At 61.5% G+C, this 21,213-nt stretch carries 19 protein-coding genes; 12 read left to right on the top strand and 7 right to left on the bottom strand.

The window, feature by feature from the left end; all coding sequences use genetic code 11:
* Window positions 1-28 precede the first annotated feature (28 nt).
* Window positions 29-733, bottom strand: a complete 705-nt coding sequence (locus tag GGI60_RS07615) for a helix-turn-helix transcriptional regulator (RefSeq protein WP_183914499.1) — start codon at window positions 731-733, stop codon at window positions 29-31.
* Between the two features lie 468 nt (window positions 734-1,201).
* Window positions 1,202-1,579, bottom strand: a complete 378-nt coding sequence (locus tag GGI60_RS07610) for a response regulator (RefSeq protein ID WP_183914498.1) — start codon at window positions 1,577-1,579, stop codon at window positions 1,202-1,204.
* A 193-nt stretch (window positions 1,580-1,772) separates the two neighbouring features.
* On the opposite strand from GGI60_RS07610, the gene GGI60_RS07605 reads away from it, so the two are divergent.
* Genes GGI60_RS07605 through GGI60_RS07590 form a run of 4 tightly spaced genes read left to right on the top strand, consistent with a single transcriptional unit; the run spans window position 1,773 to window position 7,630 of the window.
* Window positions 1,773-3,914, top strand: a complete 2,142-nt coding sequence (locus tag GGI60_RS07605; protein WP_183914497.1) for a sensor histidine kinase — start codon at window positions 1,773-1,775, stop codon at window positions 3,912-3,914.
* Window positions 3,901-4,326, top strand: coding sequence for a response regulator (locus tag GGI60_RS07600; protein ID WP_183914495.1), 426 nt, complete (start codon window positions 3,901-3,903; stop codon window positions 4,324-4,326). Before GGI60_RS07605 ends, GGI60_RS07600 begins: the two co-directional genes overlap by 14 nt.
* Before the next feature lie 4 nt (window positions 4,327-4,330).
* Entirely contained in the window at window positions 4,331-5,926 is a 1,596-nt protein-coding gene (locus tag GGI60_RS07595) for a response regulator (RefSeq protein WP_183914493.1), read from the top strand.
* A gap of 21 nt (window positions 5,927-5,947) precedes the next feature.
* On the top strand, window positions 5,948-7,630 hold the full coding sequence (locus GGI60_RS07590) for a VOC family protein (protein WP_210314390.1): 1,683 nt from the start codon (window positions 5,948-5,950) through the stop codon (window positions 7,628-7,630).
* On the opposite strand, the gene GGI60_RS07585 is transcribed toward GGI60_RS07590, so the two are convergent.
* The 3 genes from GGI60_RS07585 to GGI60_RS07575 form a co-directional block, all read right to left on the bottom strand.
* Window positions 7,596-8,501 carry a DMT family transporter gene (locus GGI60_RS07585; protein WP_183914490.1) on the bottom strand — a complete coding sequence of 302 codons (906 nt, stop codon included), beginning with the start codon at window positions 8,499-8,501 and terminating at the stop codon, window positions 7,596-7,598. The genes GGI60_RS07590 and GGI60_RS07585 overlap by 35 nt on opposite strands.
* A gap of 113 nt (window positions 8,502-8,614) precedes the next feature.
* Window positions 8,615-10,099, bottom strand: coding sequence for an FAD/NAD(P)-binding protein (locus tag GGI60_RS07580; protein ID WP_183914695.1), 1,485 nt, complete (start codon window positions 10,097-10,099; stop codon window positions 8,615-8,617).
* Between the two features lie 42 nt (window positions 10,100-10,141).
* On the bottom strand, window positions 10,142-10,570 hold the full coding sequence (locus GGI60_RS07575; protein WP_183914489.1) for an OsmC family protein: 429 nt from the start codon (window positions 10,568-10,570) through the stop codon (window positions 10,142-10,144).
* Window positions 10,571-10,715: 145 nt separating this feature from the next.
* Here GGI60_RS07575 and GGI60_RS07570 point away from each other — a divergent pair, with 145 nt between their 5' ends.
* The 4 genes from GGI60_RS07570 (at window position 10,716) to ligD (ending at window position 14,658) form a co-directional block, all read left to right on the top strand.
* On the top strand, window positions 10,716-10,976 hold the full coding sequence (locus GGI60_RS07570) for a hypothetical protein (protein WP_097582477.1): 261 nt from the start codon (window positions 10,716-10,718) through the stop codon (window positions 10,974-10,976).
* A 69-nt stretch (window positions 10,977-11,045) separates the two neighbouring features.
* The gene (locus GGI60_RS07565; RefSeq protein ID WP_183914488.1) at window positions 11,046-11,276 is read left to right on the top strand and encodes a DUF2188 domain-containing protein; all 231 of its coding nucleotides are present in this window, start codon (window positions 11,046-11,048) and stop codon (window positions 11,274-11,276) included.
* Window positions 11,277-11,294: 18 nt separating this feature from the next.
* The gene (locus tag GGI60_RS07560) at window positions 11,295-12,149 is read left to right on the top strand and encodes a Ku protein (RefSeq protein WP_183914487.1); all 855 of its coding nucleotides are present in this window, start codon (window positions 11,295-11,297) and stop codon (window positions 12,147-12,149) included.
* 1 nt (window position 12,150) lies between these two features.
* Window positions 12,151-14,658, top strand: coding sequence for a DNA ligase D (ligD, locus tag GGI60_RS07555; protein ID WP_183914486.1), 2,508 nt, complete (start codon window positions 12,151-12,153; stop codon window positions 14,656-14,658).
* A 3-nt stretch (window positions 14,659-14,661) separates the two neighbouring features.
* Here ligD and GGI60_RS07550 read toward each other — a convergent pair whose 3' ends face one another.
* Window positions 14,662-15,462, bottom strand: coding sequence for a Ku protein (locus tag GGI60_RS07550; RefSeq protein WP_183914485.1), 801 nt, complete (start codon window positions 15,460-15,462; stop codon window positions 14,662-14,664).
* Window positions 15,463-15,540: 78 nt separating this feature from the next.
* On the bottom strand, window positions 15,541-16,686 hold the full coding sequence (locus GGI60_RS07545; protein WP_183914483.1) for a right-handed parallel beta-helix repeat-containing protein: 1,146 nt from the start codon (window positions 16,684-16,686) through the stop codon (window positions 15,541-15,543).
* A gap of 296 nt (window positions 16,687-16,982) precedes the next feature.
* On the opposite strand from GGI60_RS07545, the gene GGI60_RS07540 reads away from it, so the two are divergent.
* From GGI60_RS07540 to GGI60_RS07525, 4 genes are all read left to right on the top strand, one after another.
* Window positions 16,983-17,714 (top strand): FadR/GntR family transcriptional regulator, encoded by a 732-nt coding sequence (locus GGI60_RS07540; RefSeq protein WP_183914481.1) that lies wholly within the window; start codon window positions 16,983-16,985, stop codon window positions 17,712-17,714.
* The gene (locus GGI60_RS07535; RefSeq protein ID WP_183914479.1) at window positions 17,711-19,297 is read left to right on the top strand and encodes an ABC transporter substrate-binding protein; all 1,587 of its coding nucleotides are present in this window, start codon (window positions 17,711-17,713) and stop codon (window positions 19,295-19,297) included. Before GGI60_RS07540 ends, GGI60_RS07535 begins: the two co-directional genes overlap by 4 nt.
* Before the next feature lie 73 nt (window positions 19,298-19,370).
* Window positions 19,371-20,330: an ABC transporter permease gene (locus GGI60_RS07530; protein ID WP_183914477.1), complete on the top strand. Its 960-nt coding sequence runs from the start codon at window positions 19,371-19,373 to the stop codon at window positions 20,328-20,330.
* Window positions 20,331-20,333: 3 nt separating this feature from the next.
* Window positions 20,334-21,209 (top strand): ABC transporter permease, encoded by an 876-nt coding sequence (locus GGI60_RS07525; RefSeq protein WP_183914475.1) that lies wholly within the window; start codon window positions 20,334-20,336, stop codon window positions 21,207-21,209.
* Window positions 21,210-21,213: the final 4 nt, after the last annotated feature.

The raw sequence follows: 21,213 nt of genomic DNA, 5'->3' as shown, positions 1-21,213 counted from the left end.
TCATTTTCCCCAGTCCCGAAGTCCATTGTCACGACACCAAACCGTTTCTCAGGGCGATCGCCACCATGTGGACGCGATTCACCGCGTCAAGTTTGCGCGCGGCCGCGGTGATATGCGAATTGACCGTGTGCTCGGAAAGACCAAGTATGATCGCGATCTCCGCCGAGGTCTTGCCCTCGCTCGTCCATTTGACAATTTCCGATTCGCGCTGGGTCAGCCGCCCGGACATTTCATGCGTCAGGATTTCCTCGTAGAGCTTATCGAAAATCCGCATGGCGTCGAGAAGCAGGTCGGCGATCTCGCCCTGATCCGGCTCTTCACGCTCGCCGCTCAGCACCAGGCAATATCGCCGCCCTTCCGGCGTGAACAGCGGAATGAAAAGGAAGACGCCGCTGCGGAACGCGTTGAACAGGCGATCGGAGGGATAGGTATCCGGCTCGGCACTTCTGCCATGGACCGGCGTTGCCAGAAACTGGGCGCTCTTTGCCCGGACCGTCCCGAGCGCCTCTTTTAATGTGGCGATGAACAGGCCGACGCGGCGCTCGTGGACATTGGTGATGACGACATCGCGTTCACCGAAAGGAGCCGAAGCTTCGGAAATGCGGGCAAGCGCGAAATTGTCGAAGTGATAATGCCGTGCCGCCGCTTTCAGCAGACGGAAAAAATCGGTGCGGTTGATCGCCCGGCTCAGCTCCGGCCCGGCATGAAAGGGAGTTGCCGCGGCATTGCTCATTCCCAATCTTCCTCTCCCCCGATCCCCAAATCTTGGGATATACGTCCTAAACGCGAAGAGCTACAAAAATTGCGAGACGGTTGATGAGAGATATCGAAACGGGGACTTTCGGTACGCAAAGCAGAAATCATCAGTTATCTCAACTACAGGTGATGCGCGGGCAGGTTATACTGAGGGGCAGTACTTCTTACCTGGGTATCGTAAATCTTCACGCGTCCAACATCCATGAATGCGAGAAGGCAGTGCCAGACGTAAGCGCGAGAGAGCCGATAAGCCCATTCAGCTAAGGGGTTGGCTGAAGTTCGTGGCGGCGAACGCGGGTCCATTCGGTTCTCTCAGCGCCTATTTTTAATTCCGTCCGCTTCGTTTCGGTTGCATCTTGGGATGCACACTCGGCCTTGTCAATTGCGGTTTGTCATATCGCCCGGACGAACGCGAGGAAACGCACCATCCGGTTTTTGTCGTTTCCTACACTTCAAGATTGAGAACGATCGCGGCGAGGTCAAGCGGCTTCTCGAGGTAAAAATCGGCACCGGCTTCAAGCGCGCGGGCGCGATCCTCATCGGCATCCGATCCGCTGCAGATCGCAAGACGCATCGTGCTGAACCGATCGTCGCCGCGCAGCCTGCTCACCAGACCGATGCCGCCGTCGAGCGGCATGTAGAGATCGGCGATCAACAGCTCCGGCGGAGCCCAGCCTTCGGCCACGCGCTGCTTCAGCGCCTCGAGCGCCGTCTCGGCGGTCGAAAAACAGAACAGATCGACGTCTATCTGCTGCTTCTTGCGGATATAGTCGAGATAGAAGAGATCATCCCTGCTGTCGTCGACGTACACGATGGTAGGCATCCAGCACCATGATTTGGATATTGTTCGATGAACCTCACCGTCCTTCGATCTCACGATATCGCGATTTCACGAAAATTCGATCTGTCTTATCGAAAAATCATTTCGCAAAAAGCGCGGCGACGGCTTCGCCTGCCTATTGAGTATTCCTCGATTTCGGAAAAAATGGCCGCGCGAACCGAAGGAGGATACACGGGTGCAGGATAAGGGCAACGTGGACCTGCAGGATCAGCGAAGGCGGCGCTACCGCGCCTTCGCGATTGCTGTCGGCTGCCTGATGTTGCTTCTCGGCGCCAGTGCACTGGCCGGCTGGTTGTCGCAGATCGCGATCGTCATCTCGCTGATCCCCGGCTTCCCGTCGATGGCATTCAACACCGCCCTCTGTTTCGTGCTTTCCGGCGTCGGGCTTGCCGCCTCGACGCTGGCCGGCCGCGGCTTTCGCATGGCGGCAACGGTCATGGCGGGGTTTGCAGCGACGATCGCGGCGGCCCGGCTCGTGGAAATCGCCATGCTCGGCCGGCGTTCCCACAATGTCGATATGCTGATCTCGCACCTGTTGGTTCCGCCCGACTTCATCGCCGAGATCGGCGGCGGCATGGGCCCCAACACCGCATTGATCTTCCTGATCGCCAATTTTTCGCTGCTGCTCTCCCTCCACTTCGAGACGTCGAAAAGCCAGGTGGTACAGGAGCTGACCAGCTACGTCGTCATCACGCTCGGCATGATCGCGCTCGCCGGCTATGTCACCGATGCCGAACAGGGCTACCGCTGGGGCCCCTATGCGGCGATGGCGCTGCATACGGCGATCGGCCTAGTGTTCTTCGGCTCGGGCCTTCTTGCCCGCTCCTGGTGGCTGCAGCCGGCGAACCGGGCGCAGATCCCGCTCTGGATCCCGGCGGCGGTCTGCTTCACCGGCCTTCTTGTCGATCTCTATACGCCGCTTGGCCTTGCCAACGGCATTCTCTACGTGCCGCTGGTGTTGACGGCCCTCTGGTTCGGCAACAGGAATGCGCCGCTCTTCTTCGCCTTTGCCTGCACCGTGCTGCTGATGCTCGGCTTCCTCGCCGTCCGGCACGACGAAGCGGGCTTCTGGCAGGAGATCGCCAACCGCACGATCACCGCCGCCACGCTCTGGCTGATCGCGATCCTCGTCTTCTATTTCCTGCGCAACCACCACAATCTCGAGGCGGAACGCATCCGCTTCGGCGCATTGGTGCGCAGCACGCCCGATGCCGTCATCGTCATTGACGAACGTGGGACGATCAAGAGTTTCAATCCGGCGGCCGAAAGCATGTTCGGCTATTCCCCGCAGGAGACGATCGGCCGGAACATCAAGATGCTGATGCCGGAGCCCTATCATTCCGAGCACGACGGCTATCTCGCCCATTACCGGCAGACCGGCGAGGAGCGCATCATCGGCACGACGCGCATGGTCTCCGGGCGGCGCAAGAACGGCATCGTCTTTCCGATCGAGGTGTCCATCAGCGTCGTCCGAAGCGGTGAGACGAAGACCTTCGTCGGCATCGTTCGCGACATCAGCGAGCGCGCCCGGCAGGAAGAGCGGATGAAAACCACGCTTGCCCAACTCGAGGCCTATACCGCCGAACTCGAGCGCAGCAACCACGACCTCGATGAATTCGCCTATATAGCCTCGCATGATCTGAAGGAGCCGCTACGCGGCCTGCACAACCATTCCCGCTTTCTCCTCGAGGACTATCAGGACAAGCTCGACGATGACGGCGTGCGCCGGCTAAACCGCCTGGTGCGTCTCAGCCAACGCATGGAGAAGCTCGTCAACGACCTGCTTTACTTCTCCCGGCTCGGGCGACAGCAGTTGGCGGTCAAACGCGCCGACATCGGTCTGATCGTCAAGGATGTGGTCGCGACGATGGAGCTCCTGCTGGAGGAGCGGCATGCCAAGGTCGTCATCGACGGCCGGCTGCCGGACGTGGTCTGCGACGCGCCGCGGCTGACCGAAGTGTTCCGTAATCTGATCACCAACGCGATCAAATACAACGACAAGCCGGCGCCGCTGGTCTCGATCGGCTATCTCGAACGCTATGTCGGTCAGGACGGCACGGTTGCCCGCAACGTGTTTTTCGTTAGGGATAACGGCAAAGGCATACCCCAGGAATTCCATGAGGACATTTTCCGCATTTTCAAACGTCTCGAAAAGTCGCAGGATTCCGACGACGGGACCGGAGCAGGCCTCACCTTCGTCCGCAAGATCATCGCGCGGCACAATGGTGATATCTGGCTGGAATCCGAAGTCGGCGTCGGCACGACATTCTATTTCACCCTGGGAAAAAGGCGCGAGGGGCAGAATGCAGCAGCGTGACACGCAACCGATCCTCATCGTCGAAGACAGCGAAGACGATTTCGAAGCGACGATGCGCGCCTTCAAGCGCACCAACCTGCGCAACTCGATCCGCTGGGCAGCCTCCGGGCAGGAAGCGCTCGACATGCTCGCGACGATGGTGCCGAAACCCGGGCTGATCCTGCTCGATCTCAACATGCCCGGCCTTGACGGCCGCAAGACGCTCGAGGCGATCAAGTCGAACGGCGGCTGGCGCAAGATTCCGGTGGTGATCCTGACGACCTCCGACGACGAGCGCGACATCGAAGGCTGCTATGCGCTCGGCGCCAATACCTATGTGCAGAAGCCGGTCGATCTCGACGGCCTGTTCGCCGCGATCCAGCGGCTGAAGGAATACTGGTTCGAAATCGCGATCCTGCCGCTCGAGGATTGACGGTTTGGCGGAAGACTGCTGCATTCTCATCATTGACGACAATATCGATGATCGCGAGGTCTATCGTCGCATATTGGGCCGCATCTCCAGCACCATTTACACCGTCGTCGAGGCGGAAACCGGCCAAGAGGGACTTGCGCTGAACGGGCGCAAGCGGCCGGACTGCATCCTGCTCGACTATTCGCTGCCGGGGCGCGACGGGCTCGGCGTGCTTGCCGATCTACTGGAGGACGATCCTGCCGCCAATGTCATCATGCTGACCGGACAGGGCAGCGAGACCGTCGCCGTCGAAGTGATGAAAGCCGGCGCGCGCGACTATCTCACCAAAGATTCGCTTTCGCCCGAAACGTTGCATCGCTGCATCCAGAACGCCATCATGCACGGCATGCTGGAAGCGCAGTTGGAGCGGAAGCGGCAATCGCTCGAGATCTTCACGCGCGCCATGGCCCATGATCTGAAGGAGCCGCTGCGAACGATAAAATCCTTCAGCCGCATCCTGCACGGTTCCGCGGCACTTCCGGCCGAAGACCGGGAACTGCTCGATTATGTGCTGAGCGCCGCCGACCATATGGAAGACCTGATCGTCAAGGTCTCGGGTTTCACCAAGCTCGAAGCCTATGGCGGGCCGGAGCTGACGCCGGTCGCGCTATCCGATGTGCTCAACCAGGTGGAGGACAATCTGCGTCAGCAGATAGAGAGCCGCGGCGCCGCGATCATTCGCGGGGCGCTGCCGGAGGTCATGGGCGATGCGACGCTGCTGACCCAGCTACTGCAGAACCTAGTGTCGAATGCCATCCGCTATTGCGATCAAAAAGCTCCGGAGGTGACGATCTCGGGCGAAGCGCAGGGAGATACCTGCTGCCTGATGGTGCGTGACAACGGGCCGGGCATCGATCCCAAGCACCGCGAGCTGATCTTCCAGCCGTTCAAGCGGCTGGTCGGCCGCGGCATCGAGGGAACCGGGCTCGGCCTTGCCATCTGCCGCCGGATCGCGCAGCTGCACGGCGGCGCGATCTGGTGCGAACCGGAGAAGGGGCCCGGCGCCACCTTCATCGTCGAAATTCCGCTCGCTGCGGCGCGGCCCGCGGCGCCCACCGTGTCGGCCGTTCCGCCCAGCGCAAAGCCTGCAGAGCAGCCAAGCGGAGGTTCCGGCAGGCTTGCCGAAGTGCTGCTCGTCGAAGACAGCCCGGCCGACATCCAGATTCTGAAGATCAAGCTGATGCGGCGGGAGAAAGTAACCTTCAACCTGCATGTCGCCACCAACGGACGCGAGGCGATGCGGCTGCTCGAAGAGCGCGCCGACATCGCCGACCTGCCGCAGATCGACCTGATGCTGCTCGACATCAATATGCCGATCATGGACGGCTTCGAGGTGCTGAACGCACTGTCGGCCGACGCCCGTCTGAAACGGATTCCCGTCTGCATTCTCAGCACCTCAAGCGATGAGACCGACATGCAGCGGGCCAGAAACCTCGGCGCGCGCGCCTATATGGTGAAGCCGCCGACCCTGCAGCAACTGAAAGAGGCGCTCGATGATGTCGATCATTTGGAACTGCTGCAGCGCGGCGATTCGCTTGCGCTTTGTGCGGAACAAAACTAAGCGGTGGTCATTGGCAACGGTATGACTTTCGCAGCTCTCATACTCGCGCTCCTGACGACGCCGCTTCAATCAGGACTGCCCTCGATGGTATCAGGCATACATCACGTTACAGCCATCACCCGAAAGGTGCAGGCAAACGTGGACTTTTACGCCGGCTTTCTCGGCATGCGCCTCGTCAAGCAGACGGCCGGCTACGAGGATGCGACGCAGCTCCATCTCTTCTACGGCGATTCGGCAGGTACGCCGGGTTCGCTCGTCAGCTTCCTCGTCTGGGAGGATGGCGCGCCCGGCCGGGCGGGTTACGGCCAGATCAGCGAAATTTCGCTGGCGATCGATCCGGCGAGCATCGGCTACTGGCTGACGCGCGCCATGAGCTTCGGCCTGCGTTCGGAGGGACCCGCCGATGAATTCGGTGAGCCTGTCCTCAGGCTGAAAGACCCCGACAATATCATCCTCAAGCTCGCGGGTGCAAAGGACCTCACATCGCCGACCGTCTGGGACGGCGCCTCGATCCCGGTCGAGCATGCCGTCAAGCGGGTGCGCGGCGCAACGATGCTGACGGAAAAGCCGGCCGAGAGCCGCAGCTTCCTCGAGCGCCATTTCGGCTACCGCTTCCAGGCCAACCGCGGCACGATCGACAGGTTAGTATCGCAATCGGGCGACGTCATCGATGTGCGCGATGCGCGCGGCTTCTGGTCTGGCGCGCCGGGAACCGGCACCGTCGATCATGTCGCCTTCCGGGCTGCCGACGAGGAGGCGCTGCGTTCGGTATCCAAGGCGCTGGAGAAGACCGATGCATCGCCGACCAACATGCACGACCGCAAGTATTTCCGCTCGCTCTATGCCCGCGAGCCCGGCGGCACGCTGGTGGAGCTTGCAACCGACAAGCCCGGCATGACTGTTGACGAAGAGCATGCGGCCCTCGGCACCAAGCTCTTCGCGCCGCCGGAAGCGATCACCAATCTCAACGATCTCAAGGTGATTCTGCCGCAATTTTCGATGCCCGGCCAGCCGCGCATCAATTACCGCGAGCTGCCGTTCGTCCATCGCTTCTATACACCGCCGAATCCCGATGGCAGTGTCTTCGTGCTCCTGCACGGCTCGGGCGGCAATGAGACGACGCTGATGCCGCTCCTCAACAAGGCGGCACCGCGCGCAACCCTGATGGGCGTGCGGGGCCGTGCGACCGAAGAGGGTTTTCCGCGCTGGTACAAGCGCATCACCCCCTTCTCCTTCGACCAGAACGACATCAGGACCGAGGCCGAAGCCTTTGCGGCCTTCATCGAAGGCGCCGTCAAATCCTACGGCCTCGATCCCAAGAAGATCGTCTATGTCGGCTATTCCAATGGCGCCAACCTCCTAAACTCGCTGCTCTACCTGCACCCGAACCTCGTTCACAAGGCGGTGCTGCTGCGCTCCATGCCTGTACTCAGCGACTACCCGCATGCCGACCTCAAGGGCACGGACCTGCTCGTCATCAGCGGCAAGACGGATGCCTACGGCAAATATGCGAGCGAGCTGGAGGAAAGGCTGAAGAGTTCGGGCGCCACCGTCGATTCCGACGTCATCCCCGGCGGCCACGACCTCGGCGATGCCGATGTGCCGATCATCCAGAAGTGGCTGCTCCAGAGAATGGGCGAAGATCCCGCGCCGCTGGAGCAACAAGCGGTCAAGCCGACGAGCGAGCCATTCGGGCAACCATAATGCCGGCGAGCACCACTGCGGCGCCCAGCGCCTGCATCGTCCCGATCGCCTCGTCGAGCAGCGCCCAGGCGAGGACTGCGGCGACGACCGGCTGAAGCAGCAGCGTCAGCGATGAAAAGGCGGGCGGCAGATAAGCCAGCGCATAGGTGATCGCCACCTGGCCGCCGGCATGGCTGATGAAGGCGAGGCCGAAGAGGATCGACCAGCCGTAAAGGGTCGCCGGCAGCATCTGGCCTTCGAAGAAGAAGGCTATCGGAAAGATGCAGACGGCAGCCGATGCCGTGCTCCACAGCATGATGCGGATCGTATCGAACCGGCTGCGCAGCCTGCCGATCGCCAGGATATAGCAGGCATAGAAGAAGGCGGCGATCATCGCGGCGCCATCGCCGCTCAAATCGCCATTGCCGAGCCCTGCCGGACCACCTTTCAGAATAACGACCCCAGCAAGCGCCAGAAGCAGCCCCAACAGGAAGACGCCGCTGGTTCTCGCCCTGAAAAACAGGACGGCGATCAACGTGACGAAAACAGGCGCGAGATTGGCAAGCAGCGTCGCGTTGGCGACCGAAGTCATGGTGAGAGAAAGGTGCCAGGCGGCAAGGTCAAGCGCCAGCATGACGCCCGGAAGAACCAGCATGCCGTGGTCGGCAAGGCTTTGCGGTCTGGGTCCAGCATTCTTCTTCAGCAGCGAGACGATGAAGATCGGGATCAGCGCCAACGCTACGCGCCAGAACGCGGTGGCCATCGGCCCGACCTCGGAAAGCCGCACGAAGATCGGCGAGCCGCCGATCGCCGCCCCGCCGAGAACGAGCGCCGCAAGAGCGAGACGATTGGAAGGCGAGGCTTCGGAAAGGGTGGAAGCGGTCTGCGACATGATCTCGATATTTCCGATTGCCGCCCGAACACCGGCAGCGGGCCACTGATTGCCGAGTGCGTAGCAGAAGTCGACCGCCGGGGACAGTCGATGAGCGACATCGAAATGGAAAATCAGGCAGGATGCGTATTCGACGCAGCCAGTCGCAGCTTCGCGGCGATTTCGGTCGCGACGAAGAAAGCATGCTCGGTCACCTGCGGCAGCCCCATCAGCTCGCCGAAGGTGCCGCGCGCCAAGGGACCGGAGATCAAGAGCGAAGGGTCCGCGGCCCCCGACGGGCCGATCGCCTCCGAGCGCACGGTGCAGGCAAGGCCGAGGCCTGTGGGATCGAGCGACAGGTGGCCGCTTGCCGCGAGCGCCGAGAGCCAGGGCTGGGTTTCGAGAATGCCGCCATGGGCCGGCCCGGTCGTGACGACGACGGCGTCGTAGCTGCGCTCCAACGGCGGGCGGCGGTGGCGCGGCTGCAGGGTGCACGGAATGCGTTCGCCTTCGATGCGCGCATCGGCGACCGAGCCGGCGAGGATTTCGAGACGACCGGCAGTGATCGCCGCGTCGAGCACGGCTTCCACCTGCGGCGCGATGCGGAAGCGATGCACATCCCAATAGGCACGCAGATGGCGGACGACACGGCGCCGTTCGGCCATCGGCAACGCCTGCCAGAGATCAAATCCCTGCGCCCGCACCTGATCGATCACCCCATGCCAGCTTATGCCCTGCGCCTTCGCCGCGTCTATGGCGGCGCGGATCCCCGCCAGCAGCGAAACGGCGGAATGAGCCGCATCGGCAACGAAATCGCCATAGAGAGGCTGCGGCACCGGCGCATGCCCGCGCGAGCGCAGGCCACGGCGCGAGATTGCCGTCACCGGACCATCATGTCCGCGTTCGGCAAGCGAGGCAATGACATCGGCGGCGGTCAGGCCATTGCCGATGACCAGCACCCGGTCGTGGGGACGGATGACGTCGAGCGCGCCCGGCTTCGTCGTGTCGGCTACGAAACGGGGATGGGCGGCCAGAAGGGTTGTAAGCCGTCCGGGAGCGACCGGCGGCGGGTGGCTGGTGGCGATCGCGACGATATCGGCCTCGGTCAGGCCGCCCTTGTCGTCGCGGATCGACCAGCGGCCGGCATGGCGCTCGACATGGGTCACGGCCGCACGACAATGGCGCACGCTGCCGTCGTCCATGAGCGGTTTCAGCAGGGAGGCAACATAGTCGCCGAAGAGCCGACGCCGGGGAAAGATCTGGCCGTCGGAGCGCCTTGCCTCGGGGTCGCAGGCGACGGCGTCGCGGGCGTCGATCCAGGTCTGGAATTCGCCCTGGTCGTCAGGCTGCAGGCTCATCTTTGCGGCCGGAACATTGATGCGGTGGGCCGGGTCGTCCGTGTCATAGGCCAGGCCGCGACCGAGCTCGGCGCGCGGCTCGAAGACGACGATGGCGGCATGGGCGCCGTCCACCGCCCGGGCGAGATGATAGGCGACGCCCGCGCCGGAGACGCCACCGCCGATGATGGCGACGACAGGTGTTCCGGACGTCGGCAGAGGCTTGGGCTGCATGATGGCCGAGACCGTTGCTTCGATGGCTTGAGCATAGAAGCCGGATATTGCCCGCGCAATCCTCCGTTTGCGATTGTCTATGTGTGCATATCAGCTCGATATCGTCGTCGAGAATTCGGGATTGCCGCGGATGGTGTTGCTGACCGTGCAGATTTCCTCTTCGGCGGCCCGGACGATCTTGCTGCGTGTCTCCTCGTCGACATCGCCCTTGATCGAGAAGACGATGTTGAACTTCGCAACGCGTGAAAGCCCTTCCGTCGCCTTTTCGCCGGTGACGTCGGCAGCGATCTCGCTGATCCTGTCGAGAACGCCGATCTGGCTGGCGGCGATGCGGGCGCTGAGCACGAGGCAGGCGGAGAGCGAGGCATAGAGCAGATCGAGCGGGCTGAAGCCCGGCTGCGACGGCGCGGTGACGATATCGATCTCGCCCTTCGTGGTAGACGTGACATGCGGGAAACCGGTGCGGCCGAGAGTGGCGTTGGCGCCGGTCGGACGAGGGCGAGCCTTGAGATCAGCCATGAAGGAATCCTCTGACAACAGCTTCGCAGAGATAGGACAATCCGCACCGGCCGGCAACGGCGCCGGTGGTCTCCGATAGCGGAACCTTTCCATCCGCCATCAGTTGATTACACCTGAGCGAAATCAGCAACAAGGGTGGATTTGGATGCCGCATGTCCGCAAGATGGATCGTCAAGACCGGCGGATGGATGCCCGCGACCGGCTGATCGTTGCGCTCTATGCACAACTGAAGGCCGAGCGGGAAACACGCGAAACGTTGGAATGGGCGATCCGCAACGGTGCTATCTCGCAGGAGGTGCTGGAGGCGATTGCGGCCGATCCGGTTCCCGTCGTCACCAGCGAGGATATCGCTTCGCTCGAGAAAATCATCGCCCTCGATGAAAGGCGCAAACCAAATCGGAACTAGAACCCAAGCTGCGCAGCGGTCCTGAGGCCCGACTTGCGTAAAAGGCGTTCGAAGAAGAGGAGATCCGAAATGGCCGATATCACCTATCAGGTCGTCCCGCATGACAATGGCTGGGCCTACAAGCTCGGCGACACGCTGTCGGAGACCTACGCGACGGCTGACGAAGCGATCGCCCGCGCCAAGGACGCCGCGTCGCGCCAGAAGATCGGCGATGGCGACGCACTTCTCGCCTACCCCTCACCTGACGGCGGCTGGGCATTCCAGGAGCTCGAAACCGACAAAAGCAGCGGTCGGCTCTGATTTGTCACGGAGGATGGAATGGCCGCGCGGGCAAGCTGGAAAGGTCATCTGAAGGTAGGCGACCTTGCTTGCTCCGTCGGGCTCTATACCGCCGTTTCCTCCTCCGACCGCGTTTCGTTCAACATCATCAATCGCAGGACCGGCCATCGCGTCGAACGGCAGTTCGTCGACAGCGAGACCGGCAAGCCGGTGGAGCGCGACGACCAGGTCAAGGGCTATCGGATGGAGAACGGTGATTACATTGTCATCGAAGGCGACGAGATTGACGGGATCATGCCGGAGAGCGACAAGGTGCTCGATGTCAAGGCCTTCATCGCCTATGACGATATCGACAAGCTCTATTTCGACCGTCCCTATTATCTCGCCCCCGTCGATGAGCATGATGAAGAAGCGCTGTCGCTGATCATCCGGGCCATGAGGGACGCCAAGGTGGCGGCGCTGGCCGAAGCCGTGCTTTTCCGGCGCAACCGAACGCTGCTGATCCGGCCGCATGACACCCACATCTTCGCGACCATGCTGAACTTCGATTATGAAGTGCGCTCGGCCGACACCATCTTCAAGGACATTCCCGATATCAAATTCGACAAGGAAATGCTTGAGCTCGCCGGGCATATCATCGAAACCAAACATGGCAGCTTCGATCCGAGTGAGTACGAGGACCGTTACGAAGCTGCCCTCGTCGAATTGGTCAAGGCAAAGATCGAGGGCCGGGCGCCGCCGAAGAAGAAACCGGAGCCGGAACGCAAGGTGGTCGATCTGATGGAAGCGCTGCGCCAGAGTGCGAAATTGAGCGGCAAGAGCGCGGGGAAGAAGAGGCCGGCAACGAAGAAGGCGCCGGCGCGCAGCGACAGCCAAGGGAAGAAGGCAGGCTGAGATGGCACTCGAGACCTATCAGGCGAAGCGCAATTTCAAACTCACCCCGGAGCCCCGCGGGCGCAAGGGCCGCAGCACAGGCAACAGTTTCGTCATCCAGAAGCATGATGCGACAAGGCTGCATTATGACTTCCGGCTCGAAATGGATGGGGTGCTCAAGAGCTGGGCGGTGACGAAGGGGCCGAGCCTCAACCCGGAGGAGAAGCGCCTGGCCGTGCATGTCGAAGACCACCCCCTGTCCTATGGCGATTTTGAAGGTATCATACCGAAAGGGCAGTATGGCGGCGGCACCGTCATCGTCTGGGACCGCGGCACTTGGACGCCGCTCGGCGACGTTCACAAGGCCTACCGGAAAGGCCATCTGGAATTCGAGCTCGACGGCGAGAAGCTGAAGGGACGCTGGCATCTCGTGCGCATGCACGGCCGGCCCGGCGAGAAGCGCGAAAACTGGCTGCTGATCAAGGGGGATGACGCCGAGGCGCGCCATGACGGCGACATTCTCGAGGAACGGCCTGAATCGGCCAAGACCGGTCGGCAACTCGAGGAGGTGGCGGAGAACCCCGATGCGACCTGGAAGTCCAAATCCGGAAACGGCAAGGCGGTTGCCGCCAGGAAGCCGGCACAAAAGCCGAAGCCGTCAGTATCTCGCGACCGCGAATGGCCTGAAGGCGCGCGCAGGGGCGTAATGCCCGACTTCATCGAACCGGCGCTCGCCAAGCTGAAACCGAAGCCGCCGGCGGGCGATCGCTGGATCCACGAGATCAAGTTCGACGGCTATCGGCTGCAGGTCAGGGTGGAAGACGGCAAGGTCCGTATGTTGACCCGCAGCGGCCTCGACTGGACGGCAAAATTCGGCAAGGATGTGCTTGACGCCTTTGCCGCCCTGGCGGTGCAGTCGGCGGTGATCGATGGCGAAATTGTCGTCGAGCGCGATAGCGGTGCTTCGGATTTCTCAGCGCTCCAGCGCGATCTGAGCGAGGGTCGCAACGACCGCTTCGTCTTCTATGCTTTCGATCTCCTCCATCTCGACGGTCACAAACTGGTTGATGCCACGCTCATTGATCGCAAGCATCTGCTGGAAAGCCTGCTGCCTGCCGATAATGACAGGCTGCGTTACAGCGCGCATTTCAACGAACGCGGCGGCCTGGTGCTCGATCATGCCTGTCGGCTCAGCCTCGAAGGCGTGATCTCCAAGCTGCGCGACAGTAAATACACCTCGGGACGCAACGGCGATTGGATCAAATCGAAGTGTTCGCAGCGGCAGGAATTCGTTATCGGCGGCTTTGTGCCGTCGACATCGATGGAGAATGCGATCGGCTCACTGGCAATGGGTTACTACCAGGGTGGCGAGCTCAAGCATGTCGGGCGGGTCGGCACCGGCTATACGGTGGCAACCGCGCAGATGCTCTATGAGAAACTGTCACGCCTTGCGCAGAATGAGAACTCATTCGACGACAAGCTCACCGCCGAGGAGCGGCGTGGGCTGATCTATGTCAAGCCGCAGCTCGTCGGCGAAGTCGAGTTCCGCGCCTGGTCGGCCGACGGCAATCTGCGTCATGCAGCCTTCCGCGGACTGCGCGAGGACAAGCTCGCCAAAGAGGTCACGCGCGAGACAGAACAGACCGCAGCCCGCCCACTGCCGAAAGCCGCTGTGACGCTCACCCACCCCGACCGCATCTACTGGCCGGACGAGGGTGTTACCAAGGAGGGGCTGGCGGATTATTATGCCCAGGTCTGGCGCTTCATGGCGCCTTATGTCGTCAACCGCCCATTGGCGCTCTTGCGTCTGCCGGACGGGATCAAGGGCCGTCAGCGATTTTTTCAGAAACACGCCTGGAAGGGCATGAACCCGCATATCGATCAGATCATCGATCCGAAGGACAAGCAGGGTGAAAAGCTGCTGCGGATCACCGATTTCGACGGTGTCGTGGCACTGGTGCAGTCGGCCGTGCTAGAAATCCACCCGTGGGGCACGACGACCGACAATTGGGAAAAGCCCGACATGATCACCATGGACCTCGATCCCGGCGAAGAGGTGGCGTGGGAAGATGTGATAGCCGCCGCTTACGAATTGAAGGCACGGCTGGAAGCCGAAGGTCTCGCCGCCTTCGTCAAGACGTCAGGCGGCAAGGGCCTGCATGTGGTGACGCCGCTCACGCCGAAAGCCGGCTGGGTGCAGGTAAAGGCATTTGCCAAACGGCTGGCCGACAGCATGTCGGCCGACAATCCCGACCGTTATCTGGCGACGGCGACGAAGGCGAAGCGCAAGGGGAGGATCTTCATCGATTATCTGCGCAACGGCCGCGGCAATACGGCGGTTGCGGCCTATTCGACGCGGGCAAGACCGGGTACGGCAGTCTCCATGCCGCTGGAATGGAGTGAACTCACCGCCGACATCGGGCCGGCCTATTTTACCGTCGACAATACGCCGACGCGGCTCGACGCCTTGCCCGGAGATCCCTGGGATGGATTTTTCGCGGCGGCGAAACCGTTGGAAAAGAAGCGATAGGAATTATCGCGGCTTCCTGTTGCCTTCCGCCAAGCTCTTCTTCAGCGCATCCATGATGTTGATGACGTTGCCTGTCGATTTCACCGGTGGCGGCTTTTTGGCGGGCGCGGCCTGCTTCAAGCTCTTCTTTTTGCCGCGGATCATCGATTTCAGGCGCTTCTGGATCGGATCCTGCACCATGGTCGGGCTCCAGTCCTTCGTCTCTTCCTTCACCAGCTGTTTCATCAGCGTCAAAAGCTTGCTGTCGACCTTTGCCTTGTCGTCGATTTTGGCCAGGGGTTCGCGCACCTCGTCGCCATAACGCAGGGTCCAGAGGATGATGCCCTTGCCTTGCGGCTCCAGCAGCACGGCGCGCTCGCGACGATAGAGAACCAGACGGGCAATACCGACGACGTCGTTCGCCTTCATCGCCTCGCGAATGACGCAGAAGGCTTCCACGCCGACCTTGTCCTCGGGTGCCAGGAAATGCGGCTTGTCATACCAGATCCAGTCGATCGAGCCGCGCGGCACGAAACTGTCGATATCGATGGTGCGGGTGCTTTCCAGCCCGACCTCCTCGATCTCTTCGTCTTCGAGAAGGACATAGTCGTCCTCGCCCCGCGGATAACCTTTCACCTGATCCCTGTCGGCCACCGGCTTGTGGGTCACGCTGTCGACATAGCGGCTTTCGACACGGTTTTTCGTCTGGCGATTGAGGACGTGGAAACGCACCTTGTTGCTCTCGGTCGTCGCCGGCGTCAGCGAGACGGCGGCGGTGACAAGCGAGAGCTTGAGATAACCTTTCCAGAATGTCTGGCGTGCCATGGCTGTCCCGTTTCCCCGATACGGTGGGGCATGGCAATCAACGGCAAAGCCGGTCTTTGGTTCCGGGCCCGGGCATGCTCAGATCGTGAGATACCGCTTCTGCCACGGCAGCTTTTTTTCCTGCCATGCGCGCGGCGTGAAATCGTCATAGGCGGTCTCGGCAATCGCCAGCATCCAATTGCGGCCCTTGCGGGCCAGCAGCACGCAAGACAATTCCATGCCGGGCTCGACGGCAATGGAAGGCCGGTTGGCGCCGGGGATATCCACGCCCTTGTCGCGCCACTGGATGACGATTTCATCGGGTTCGGATGTCCATTCCCCTGAGGCGACGGATGCCTTGCCGTCCGCGTTGAAGCGAAGCGGCGGCGGCGTAATGTTCAGGAAGCTGCCGTCATTGTGATAATTGCCATCGATCTGACCGGCGGTGGCTTCGCCCGTTCCTTTCAAAAGGATGTCCTGCCGGCACCGCATAAATATGTTGCGCCGGAGGCTGCCCGACCACGGACGATTGGCGAAGAAGGCGATGTCGCATCCGCTGATGACGTTGTCATGGATATCGATATCCTTACGAAATGCCCGCTCCTGGTCGGAAAAGCCGCTCAGGCTGATGCCGCGATTGTTGTTCTCGATCCAGTTGTCGTAGAGGTGATGGCCGGCATGATCGGCCTTGTCGCCGATGCCGTAGCCGAAGGAATAGTCGTTCATTCTGCCGTCGCGCATGATGTTGCTGCGCACCACGGCATCGTCGCCGATCGACGAAAAGGAGAAATTCTTGCCGCCGATGAAGTTGTACTCGACGCGGTATCTCCGGGTTTTATCACAGACCAGCGCGCCCTTGTTCGACGTGCTTGTCGGCGACTGCAGGAAGAGGTTACCGCGGACCACGATATCGGAACTGATGTTGTCGTCGCTGTTTTGATAGGCGAACTGACAACAATCGGCGCCCTCGCCCGGTGCTTCTCCCATCCGGTTGTTCTCAAGAAGCACGTTCGACGTCTTGGTCAGATAGATCCCGTCGCCCCTGACGTTCTCCGTTTCGCAGCGCCTGACGACAAGGTTCTTGCCATTGTGAAACTTGAAGCCGCGCGGAGAGTTCTTGACGACGACGTCTTCGACCACCGTATCGGAAAACACCTGATAGGCGACGCCGATATCCTCCGCGCCATCGATGACCTGCTCCCGCGTGGAGACGCCATGAGATTTCTTTCGCAGGATTGCGGGCATCGGATCTCCATCGGCTCGGTTACTTGGGCAACACGCACCTCTTTTCAGAGGCGCCAGGGATGCGGTAACGCATTGAGCTGCTGCATGGCTTATCCTTAAATCAATTCCGATTTAAGAAATACGCAGTCGCGCCGAATTAATGCAGGGCATGTGGCAGGAGTTTGACGGCGCCCGCTTCACTTCGCAAGCCGTCATGCGATCTCAAAGCGGTCACCGACGGATCTGTAAATCCATTTGACGGATATCCTACAAGTGGATATGTTTGGACTACCTTCCGCAGACCGAATGAGAACGGCATGTCGCTGAAATCCATGAAGCCCCTCGCCCGCGCGCCTCTTCTCCACGTGTCCGTGCAGGAAAGCCTGCGGGCCTATATCAGCGACAACGGATTGAAGCCCGGCACGATGCTTCCGGCCGAATCCCACCTGGCGAACCAGCTCGGCGTCAGCCGCAATTCGCTGCGTGAGGGCATCAAAGCACTGGAATCGCTGGGGGTACTGGAATCGCGCCGCGGCATCGGCATCTTCGTAAAAGCCTTCTCATTCGAACCGCTGCTCGACAATCTCGCCTATGGCCTCGGCGGCGCCTTGCGCCAGATCGAGGAAGTGATCGAGATCCGCCGGACCCTCGAAGTCGGCCTGATCGGCAAGACGGTCGAGATGATCGGCGACGACGATATCGCCGAGCTGCGCGCCACGGTGGACCGCATGCGGGTCCATGCCGAGCGCGGTCAATCCTTTGCCGACGAAGACCAGCTTTTTCATACCCTGCTGTTCCGCTGCCAGAACAACGAAACCCTTGCCCGGCTGATCGATGTGTTCTGGCTCGCCTTCTACAAGGCCTCGGATTTCGTAAATCTCGAGAATGTCGATCCCGTCGCGACCTGGAGGGATCACGTGGCGATCGTCGATGCCATCGAGGCGAAGGACGTCGCGCAAGCGCAGAAACGCCTGGACCGCCACTATGACGGCATTTCCCGAGTGATCGCCGCCAATAAGAAAAGTGCCAATGTGGGAGGAGCACAATGAAAGGACTGTTCAGATTATCATCCGCCGTCGCGCTGGCTGCGATGATGGCGACGACCACCATTCCGGCCTTCACCAGCCCGGCGCAGGCCGCCACGCTGTCGGGCGGCTTCGATGTCGGGCCGGGCGGTTTCCAGGGCAATTTCAACCCGCTCGCCGCGACCGGCGGCTTCACCTGGCTCAGCGTCTATTTCGAGCCGCTGGTGACCTATGACGAGAAGCTCGAGAAAGTCGTCGGCCAGCTCGCCTCGTCCTATGAGGTCAGTCCCGATCAGATGACCTACACGTTCAAGCTCGCCGATGCGAAATGGCATGACGGCAAACCCTTCACCGCAAAGGACGCGAAATTCACCATCGAGCTTGCCAAGAACGCCAAGACCGGCTCGGTTCTCGCGGCTCGCCTGAACGCCGTTTCCTCGGCCGAAGCCAAGGACGACAAGACGCTGGTCATCAAACTGTCGGCTCCGTCGGCAAGCCTGATGGACACGCTGACGAAGGTGATGATGCTGCCGGAGCACGCGCTGTCACAGATCCCGGCGGACCAGCTCGCCAAGAATACATGGTGGTCCACCGCGCCGATCGGCACCGGGCCGTTCAAGTTCACCAAATACGTCACCGATCAATATGTCGAACTTGCCGCCAACACCGACTACCGGGGCGGCAAGCCGACGCTGGAAAAGATCATCAACCGCTATTTCGCCAATCCGGCTGCGGCGATTGCCGCACTGCGCGCCGGCGAGATCGAGTTCACCTATGTCGATTCGAACGACCTGAAGGCCTTCGACAACAACAAGAATTTCCGCGTGATCGAAGGCAACTCCTTCGTCGTCAACTATCTCGGCTTCAACCATGATTCACCGATCTGGAAGGATGTCCGGGTGCGTCAGGCGGTGATGTATGCGGTCAATCGCGACGCGATCATCCAGAGCCTGTACGGCGGCGCCGCCAAACCGGCAAACTGCGCCTATATCGCCGACCAGGTGGTGCCGAAGGGCATCGAAACCTATGCCTACGACCCGGAAAAGGCCAAGCAGTTGCTGAAGGAAGCCGGCTGGGATCAGATCAACGGCGACAAGCCGATAACGCTTCTGACCTATTACACGACGCCACTTGCCGCCAATGTCATGGCTGCGGTCCAGGCAATGCTCGCCCAGGTCGGCATCAACGTCACGCCGCGCGCCGTCGACACCCCGACCTATAACAGCATCGTGCTCAACCCGACGCCCGACGTCGCACAGTTCCAGATGGTTTATGCCGGCCTGCAAAACGGCCCTGACCCGGGCAGCATCAATGTCGGCCTTAACGAGAAGCAGATCCCGCCGGCCGGCCCGAACGTCGCCCGCGTGCGCATGCCGGTGCTGACCGCCGCTCTCGATGCGGCGCTTGGCGAGACGGATGCCGCAAAGCGCGAGGCCCGCTACGAGGAGGTCTGCAAGGTGATGAACAAGGAACTGCCCTGGGGTCCGCTCTGGGTGGCGAAACGTTATGGCGTCGCCTCTGCCAAACTGAAGGACTTCGTCTGGACGCCTGCCCCCGGCGGCGGCCCTTACCGGGCGCATCCGGAAAAATGGGCGATCGCCGAATAGGGCGTAGCGCATCCTGATAAGCAAAGGGCGGCTAGGTGGCGAACCTGTCCGCCCGCACAGGAACGGGTTTTTCATGCTGAGATACAGTCTCCGGCGCCTGCTGATCGGCGTGGGCATGCTGCTTGCCTTGAGTGTGCTGATCTTCGTCATGCTGCGCCTGACCCCCGGCGATCCGATCGACGCCTATATCGATCCCAATGTACCGATGTCATCGTCGGATCTTGCGGAACTGCGCATCACACTCGGCCTCGATCAGCCGCTGCCGGTGCAGTACGTCGCTTGGCTGGGGCAAGCGCTGACGGGAAATCTCGGTTATTCGATCAAACGGCCCGACCAGCCGGTGCTCGGTCTCGTGCTCTCGCGTGTCGGCCCGACGGTCCTCTTGATGGGAACGGCGATCGCGATCGCGATTATCGCCGGCATCGCGACCGGCATCGTCAGCGCGGTTCGCCGCAACTCCATCGCCGACCTGTCCTTGTCGGTCTTCGCAGTCACTGGCATCTCCAGCCCGCCCTTCCTCAGCGCTCTGGTGGGCCTTTATCTGTTTTCGGTCTATTTCCGCTGGATGCCCTCCGGCGGCATGCTGACGCCCGGCCGGGAATTTTCCGTCGCCGACCTCCTCCATCACCTCATCCTGCCCGCGACACTTCTGGCCGTGGCGCAGACAGCGCTGATCATGCGCTACATGCGCGCTTCCATGCTCGAGGTACTGAACCAGGACTATGTGCGCACCGCGCGCGCCAAGGGCGTTTTCGAATTCTGGGTCATTGCCAAGCATGCGCTGCGCAATGCGCTGCTGCCCGTCATCACACTGATCGGCTCGACCATCGGCCTTGCGATCGGCGGGGCGATCTTCATCGAAAGCGTCTTCAACTGGCCCGGCATGGGCCTGCTGATGGTCGATGCGGTGGAAGGCCGCGACTATCCTGTTATCATGGGTTCGACGCTCGTGATCGGCGCATGCGTCATCGCCGTCAACCTTCTGACCGATCTAGCCTATGCGCTGGTCGATCCGCGGATCAAGGTGGGCTAAACGATGCCGGCACGAAGCCCTGCCCGTAGTCCGGGCCCGATCGTACGCTGCCTGCATCGCTTCCTGCTCAACCGGGCCGCCTTCGCCGGCCTCTGCATGATCGCGCTGGTGATCGCGGCGATCCTTTCCTATCCGCTGTGGTGGAGCTTCAAACCCAACGACATCGATCTGCTGGCGATGAATGCGCAGCCGGGTTCCAGACACTGGTTCGGCACCGACGGCGTCGGCCGCGACATCTTTGCCCGGGTCATGGACGGTGGCCGGATCTCGCTTTTGGTGGCCCTCACCTCGACCGTCATTTCCGCCGTCATCGGTTTCCTGGTCGGCGCAGTCTCGGCGCTTGCGGGCCGCTTTGCGGATGCCGTCACCATGCGTTTCGTCGATCTCTTCATGACGCTGCCGCCGGTCATCTTCCTGCTGGTGCTCGCCTCGATCGCCGGCACCGGCATCTGGCCGACGGTCTTTGTCATCTCGCTGCTCTCCTGGCCGCTGCTGGCGCGCATGGTGCGCTCGCGGCTGCTGGAACTCCGCGAGCGTGATTTTGTCATGGCGGCAAGAGGCATGGGAGCGGGTCTGCCGCACCTGCTCTTCCGCCATGGCCTGCCGAACTCGATCGACATCCTGGTCGTCTTCGCGACGCTGCAGATTGCCAATGCCATCCTGCTCGAGGCCGGCCTTTCCTTCCTCGGGCTCGGCATTGCGCCGCCGGCGGCAAGCTGGGGCAACATGCTGAATGCCGCCCGCTCCACCGCCGTGCTCGAGCAATATCCCTGGCAGTGGCTGTTTCCCGGCGGTTTTCTGGTGCTGGCCGTCCTTGCAATCAACTTCATTGGCGATGGTCTTCGCGATGCCTTCGACCCTCGCGCCGAATTAAACTGACGAT

The sequence above is a fragment of the Rhizobium lentis genome, from assembly GCF_014200175.1.
In the GTDB taxonomy this organism is placed as follows: domain Bacteria; phylum Pseudomonadota; class Alphaproteobacteria; order Rhizobiales; family Rhizobiaceae; genus Rhizobium; species Rhizobium mulingense.
The sequence above is the reverse complement of the archived record's forward strand: the minus strand, read 5'-3'. Positions and strand labels throughout refer to the sequence as shown.